Source organism: Micromonospora sp. CPCC 206061, from assembly GCF_036906915.1.
Taxonomy (GTDB): domain Bacteria; phylum Actinomycetota; class Actinomycetes; order Mycobacteriales; family Micromonosporaceae; genus Phytohabitans.
In genome coordinates, this window is record NZ_JBAKHX010000161.1 from 1 (window position 1) to 6,750 (window position 6,750).

Annotated in this window: 2 protein-coding genes; both read right to left on the reverse strand. The window is 74.7% G+C overall.

All coding sequences use genetic code 11. The features are described 5' to 3' along the window. The coding region (locus V6V89_RS40820; RefSeq protein WP_442935320.1) for a beta-ketoacyl synthase N-terminal-like domain-containing protein at window positions 1-1,060 on the reverse strand (1,060 nt) is incomplete at its 3' end. Between the two features lie 7 nt (window positions 1,061-1,067). After that, a partial coding sequence (locus tag V6V89_RS40825; RefSeq protein WP_334625088.1) for a type I polyketide synthase occupies window positions 1,068-6,750 on the reverse strand: 5,683 nt, incomplete at its 5' end.

A 6,750-nucleotide genomic window follows, 5' to 3' on the forward strand; every position in this document is an offset into this window, starting at 1 on the left:
GGGCCTCGATCGGGTCACCCAGCGTGGTGCCGGTGCCATGCGCCTCCACGGCGTCCACCTCGGACGGGGAGAGGCCGGCGCTTGCGAGGGCCTGGCGGATGACGCGCTGCTGCGACGGCCCGTTGGGGGCGGTGAGTTGGCTGCTCGCGCCGTCCTGGTTGACCGCCGAGCCGCGGATGACCGCGACGATCGGATGTCCGTTGCGCTGCGCGTCGGAGAGGCGTTCGAGTAGCAGCAGACCGCCACCCTCGGACCAGCCGGCGCCGTCCGCCGCGGCGGCGAACGACTTGCAGCGGCCGTCGGGCGCGAGCCCGCGCTGGCGGCTGAACTCCACGAAGATGCCCGGCGTGGCCATCACGCTCACGCCGCCGGCCAGCGCCAGCGAGCACTCCCGCTCCCGCAGCGCGTGCGCGGCGAGGTGCAGCGTCACCAGCGACGAGGAGCAGGCGGTGTCCACGGTGACCGCCGGTCCTTCGAGGCCGAACGTGTACGACAGCCTGCCGGAGGCGACGCTGCCGGCGCTGCCGGTGCCCACGTACCCCTCGAAGCCCTCGGGGATGCGGTGCAGCATGCGGGCGCCGTAGTCGCCGTACATGACGCCGGCGAACACGCCAGTGCGGCTGCCGCGCAAGGCTGCCGGGTCGATACCGGCCCGCTCGACCGCCTCCCAGGCCATCTCCAGCAGCAGGCGCTGCTGAGGGTCGATGGCGAGCGCCTCGCGCGGGCTGATGCCGAAGAACTCCGCGTCGAACCGGTCCGCGTCGTACAGGAAACCGCCTTCGCGCGTATAGCTCTTACCCGCGCGGTCCGGGTCCGGGTCGTACAGGTCCTCGTCCCAGCCGCGGTCGGTGGGGAAGTGTGCGACGGCGTCGACCCCGCCGGCGACCAGCCGCCACAGGCCGTCCGGTGAGTCGGCGCCGCCGGGGAACCGGCAGCTCATCCCGACCACCGCGACCGGCTCCTGACGGCTCGACTCGGCCTCGACCAGCCGCTGCCGGGTCTGGTGGAGGTCGGCGGTCACCCGCTTGAGATAGTCCCGCAGCCTGTCCTCGTTCACCATCTGCACCTCATATGCCGAGCTCGTTGTCGATGAAGTCGAAGATCTCGTCGTCGCTGGCCGCCTCGATCCGGTGGCTGACCACAGTGGACGCGTCGGCGTGCAGCTTCAGCAGCACGTCCTGGAGGCGCACCGCGAGCCGGGCGCGGTCGTCGACGCCCACCGCCTCCAGGCCGGCCTCCAGCCGGTCCAGTTCGGCGAAGACCGCGGGGGTGGCCGCGGCGGCCGCCGGTTGGAACTCGGCCAGCAGCAGGCCCGCCAGCGCGGTCGGGTTGGGGTAGTCGAAGAGCGTGGTGGCGGGCAGCCGCAACCCGGTGGCCGCGTTGAGCCGGTTGCGCAGCTCGACCGCCGTCAGCGAGTCGAAGCCCATGTCGAGGAAGCCGCGTTCGTGCTCCACCTGCTCCGGGGAGGCGTGGCCGAGCACCGCAGCCACGTGTCCACGTACGACATCCAGCAGGGCGTCCCGCCGCTCGTCCGTGCCGAGGCCGGCGATCCTCTGACGCAGCGCGTCGGCGCCGTCGGCGGCCGGCCCGCGCCGGGTCCGCCGACGCACCAGACCGCTGAGCAGGGGCGGCACAAGGCCGGCCTCGGCCCGCTCGGACAGCGCTGGCAGGTTCACCCGTGCCGGCACGAGGACCGGCCCGCCCGCCGCGAACGCCGCGTCCAGCAGCGCCAGGCCCTCGCCGTCCGCCAAGGGAATGAGGCCGGTGCGGGTAATCCGGCCGTGGTCGTCGCCGTCCAGGTGACCGGTCATGCCGGTGGCTCGCGCCCACGGCCCCCACGCCAGCGACTGCGCCGGTAGGCCGGCCGCCCGGCGGTGCCGCGCGAGCGCGTCGAGGAACGCGTTGCCCGCGGCGTAGTTGGCCTGTCCTGGGCTGCCGAGCGTGGCGGCGGCGGACGAGAACAGCACGAACGCTGCCAGGTCGAGTCCGGCGGTCGCCTCGTGCAGGTGCCAGGCGGCGTCCACTTTGGGCCGCAACACCGTGTCCAGTTTGGCCGGTGTCAGCGAGGCGACCGTGCCGTCGTCGAGCACACCGGCCGCGTGCACGACGGCGGTGAGCGGGTGACCGTCCGGGATGGACGCGACCAGCGCCATCACCGCGTCGCGGTCACCGGCGTCGCACGCCGCGAAAGTAACGGTGGCGCCCAGTTCGGCCAACTCGTCGCCCAGCTCGGCGGCGCCCGGAGCGTCCGCGCCGCGCCGCGACGCCAACACCAGGTGGCGCGCGCCGTACGTGGTCACGAGGTGCCGGGCCACCAGCGCGCCGAGCACCCCCGACGCGCCGGTCACGAGCACGGTGCCGTCCGGCCGCAGCGCCGGGACCGGTGGCGTTGCCGCCGGTACGCGGGCCAGCCGCGGCGCGTACACGGTGCCGGCGCGCACCGCGACCTCGGGCTCGCCGGTGCCGAGAGCCACCGGCAGCGCCGACGCGTCGCCGTCGAGGTCGACGAGCGTGATCCGGTCCGGGTGCTCGGTCTGCGCCGACCGCACGAGACCCCGCGCCGCCGCGCCGGCCAGGTCCGGCACGCCCTCGTCAGCCCGGGCCGCTGCGGCTCCCCACGTGAGGACGACCAGCCGCGCCGCGGCGAGGCGCGCGTCGGCCAGCCACGCCTGGAGCGCGGCGAGGGTCCCGTGGGCCAGCGCCCCGGCCGCCTCGGCCTGGTCGCGCCCGGCGCCCTTCAGCGGCAGCAACACCACATCGGGTACCGGGAGTCCACCGTCGACGGCGGCGAGCAGCGCGGGCAGGCCCGGGTACGACTCCGCTATCAAGCCGGCCGGCACGTCCCCGAGGACCGCCCAGTTCCCACCAGGCTCAGCCGCCGCGGTTACCGGCACCCAGTCGACGTGGAACAGACCGTCCGTCCGGCCACCGGCGAGCCGGAGCTTGTCGGCCGGTACCGGGCGCATAGCCAGGGACTCCACTGTGGCCACCGGCGCACCGGAGGCGTCGGTGACAGTGAGCGCGACCGCTTCCGGTCCCGCCGGCGCGAGCCGAACCCGCAGCGCCTCCGCGCCGGACGCGTGCAGCGTCACGCCGGTCCAGGCGAACGGCAACCGCACCGCCGGGCCGTGCCCGTTCGCGGTGACCGCGTCGCCGGGTGCCGGGTGCAGTGCCGCGTCGAGCAGCGCCGGGTGGACACCGAATCCGCTGGCGTCGGTGCCGTCCAGCGACACTTCGGCGTAAACATCGTCGCCGCGCCGCCACGCCGCGCGCACGCCCTGGAACGCCGGCCCGTACTCCAGCCCGGCCGCGGCGAGCCGCGCATACAGCCCGTCGACGTCCACCGGGGTCGCCCCGGCGGGCGGCCACTCGGTGAGCGCAGCCGGCGCATCACCCGCCGCGGCGCCGAGCGTGCCGGTGGCGTGCCGGGTCCATTCGGTGTCGCCTTCGCCCCGGCCGTGCACGGTGACCGGGCACCGGCCTTCGCTGTCGACGGGACCGGCGGTCACCCGCACGTGCACGGCGCCCGACTCGGGCAGGACCAGCGGGGCCTCCAGGGTCAGCTCGTCGACCCGGGCGTGCCCGCCATGCGTGGCCGCGTGCAGGGCCAGCTCCAGGAACGCCGTCCCGGGCAGGATCGCCGTACCGCGCACGGCGTGGTCGGCCAGCCACGGGTGGGTGGCGAGCGACAGCCGCGCCGTGAACAGGGTCGCGCCGGTGTCGGGTACCTCGACGGCGGCGCCGAGCAGCGGGTGCCCGGCAGCGTCCAGGCCGAGGTCTTCGGGGCTCCCGGTGCTCGCGCGGCTGTCCGCCCAGTACCGGTCGCGCTGGAACGGGTAGGTGGGCAGGTCGACGACGCGTCCACTGACGACTGTGGTCCAGTCCACGGCGGCGCCGTGGGTGTACGCCTCGGCGAGCGAGGTGAGGAAGCGGGTGTGGCCTTCCTCCCGGCGCAGGGTGCCGATGGCGTTGGTGTCGACCACCGACGCCAGCACCGGGTGCGGGCTGCACTCGACGACGAGGCGGTGCCCGTCCGCGGTGAGCGCCTCGACGGCCTGGTGCAGCTGGACGGTGTGGCGCAGGTTGCGGTACCAGTAGCCGGCGTCCAGCTCGGTGGTGTCGAGCAGGCTACCGGTGAGCGTCGAGTAGAACGGGATGGTGGCCGGCTGAGGCTGGATGCCGGCGAGAGCATCGACGAGCTCGTCGCGGATGGCCTCGACGTGTGGGCTGTGCGAGGCGTAGTCGACAGCGATCTTTCGCGCCTCGAAGCCGCATGTGCTCACGTACGCGTCGAGGAGGGCGGCCTCTCCGGCGATCACCGTCGAGGTGGGGCCGTTGACGGCGGCGATGTGCAGCCCGTCCGGCAGTTCAAGCGCGGCGGCCGGGGCGGTGATGGAGGCCATCCCACCGCCCGGCGGCAGCGCGGTGATCGCCTTCGCGCGCATCGCGACGACGGTGGCGGCGTCGGAGAGGGACAGTGCTCCGGCGACGTAGGCGGCGGCGATCTCGCCTTGGGAGTGGCCGATGACCGCGTCAGGTACGACCCCGTGGTGCCGCCACAGCGCGGCGAGCGACGTCATGACGGCGAACAGGGCCGGCTGTACGACGTCCACGCGGTCCAGCGGGCCACGCAGCTCGGCGAAGAGGTCGAGGTGGGGTTCCAGGGCGCCGGCGCACTGCCGCATGTGGTCGGCGAACACCGGGGAGGTGTCCATCAGGTCGAGGGCCATGCCCGTCCACTGCGAGCCCTGACCGGGGAACAGGAACGCGGTCCGTCCGTCCGTGGCGACGCCTTGGACGAGCGTGGGCGCGGTCTGACCGGCGGCCAGGGCGCGCAGCCCGGCCGCGTCGGCGTCGAGGACCACGGCCCGGTGCTCGAACGCCGCCCGCGTCGTGGCGAGGGAGTGGGCGACGTCGGCGAGGTTCGTGTCGGGGCCGATCGCGGCGGCGAGTTTGGCGGCCCGCTCGCGCAGGGCCGGCTCGGTCTTGGCGCACAGGACCAGCGGCGCGGGCCCGGCCGGGTCGGTCGGCTCGGTCGCTGGCGGTGCCTCGGTCGCGGGCGCCTCTTCGAGGATCACGTGGGCGTTGGTGCCGCTGATGCCGAACGAGGACACGCCGGCCCGGCGGACGCGCCCGTTCGGCTCCCACGGCTGCGGCGAGGTCAGCAGCGACACGGCGCCCGCCGTCCAGTCGACGTGCGGCGACGGTTCGTCCACGTGCAGGGTCTGCGGCAGCTCCGCGTTGCGCAGCGCCATGACCATCTTGATGACCCCGGCGACGCCCGCCGCTGCTTGGGTGTGGCCGATGTTCGACTTGATGGAGCCGAGCCACAGTGGACGCTGGCGGTCCTGGCCGTAGGTGGCGAGCAGCGCCTGTGCCTCGATGGGGTCGCCGAGGGTGGTGCCGGTGCCATGCGCTTCGACGGCGTCGACGTCGGCGGGTTTCAAGCCGGCGTTTGCCAACGCCTGCCGGATGACGCGCTGCTGGGAGGGGCCGTTGGGCGCGGTGAGGCCGTTGCTGGCGCCGTCCTGGTTGACCGCCGAGCCCTTGACGACGGCGAGCACGCGGTGGCCGTTGCGCCGCGCGTCGGACAGGCGCTCCAGCAGGACCAGGCCCACACCCTCGCCCCAGCCGGTGCCGTCGGCGGCCGCCGCGAACGCCTTGCAGCGCCCGTCGGGCGCGAGCCCGCGCTGCCGGCTGAACTCGGTGAAGATGCCGGCGCTGGCCATGATGGTGACACCGCCGGCGAGCGCGAGAGAACATTCACCCTGCCGCAGGGCCTGCGCGGCCAGGTGCAGCGCGACGAGCGACGACGAGCAGGCCGTGTCGACGGTGACGGCCGGCCCTTCGAGGCCGAACGTGTACGCCAGCCGTCCAGACGCGACGCTCGTGGTCGTGCCGGTCAGCAGGTACCCTTCGAGCGCTTCGGGGGCCTGGTGCGAACGCGGCGCGTACTCCTGCGCGACGACGCCGACGTAGACGGCGGTCCGGCTACCACGCACGGTCGTGGGGTCGATGCCCGCCCTCTCGAAGGTCTCCCAGGCCGTCTCCAGCAGCAGCCGCTGCTGCGGGTCGCTGGCGACGGCCTCGCGCGGGTTGATGCCGAAGAACCCGGCGTCGAACCGGTCCGCGTCGTACACGAACCCGCCCGCGCGCGTGTAGGTGCGGCCCGGCACGTCCGGGTCGGGGTCGTACAGCCGGTCGAGGTCCCAGCCGCGCCCGGTGGGGAACTCCCCGATCGTGTCGGTGCCGCTGGCGATTAGGCGCCACAGCTCCTCCGGCGACGTCATGCCGCCCGGGTACCGGCACGCCATACCGACGATCGCGATCGGCTCGGCGGGGTCGGCGACGGTGACGACGGCCGTGGGCGTGCTGGTGACCGCCGCTCCGCCGAGCTGCGCGCCGACCTCGTCGGCAAGCGCGGCCGGCGTCGGGTGGTCGAAGAGCGCGGTGGCGGGCAGTCTCAGGCCGGTGGCGGTGTTGAGCCGGTTGCGCAGCTCGACCGCGGTGAGCGAGTCGAAACCCATCTCGTTGAACGCGCGTCCGGCGCCGATCGCGTCACTGGACGCGTGGCCGAGCACCGCGGCGGCGTGGGTGCGGACCAGGTCGAGCAGGGCCTCCCGGCGCTCGGCCGGTGACAGGCCGGCCAGCCGCTGCGCCCAGCCGCCCGCCGCGGCGGCGTCCACGGTGGCCGGTGCGCGCCGGGCGGGCGCCCGGACCAGCCCGCGCAGCAGCGGCGGGAGCGCGCCG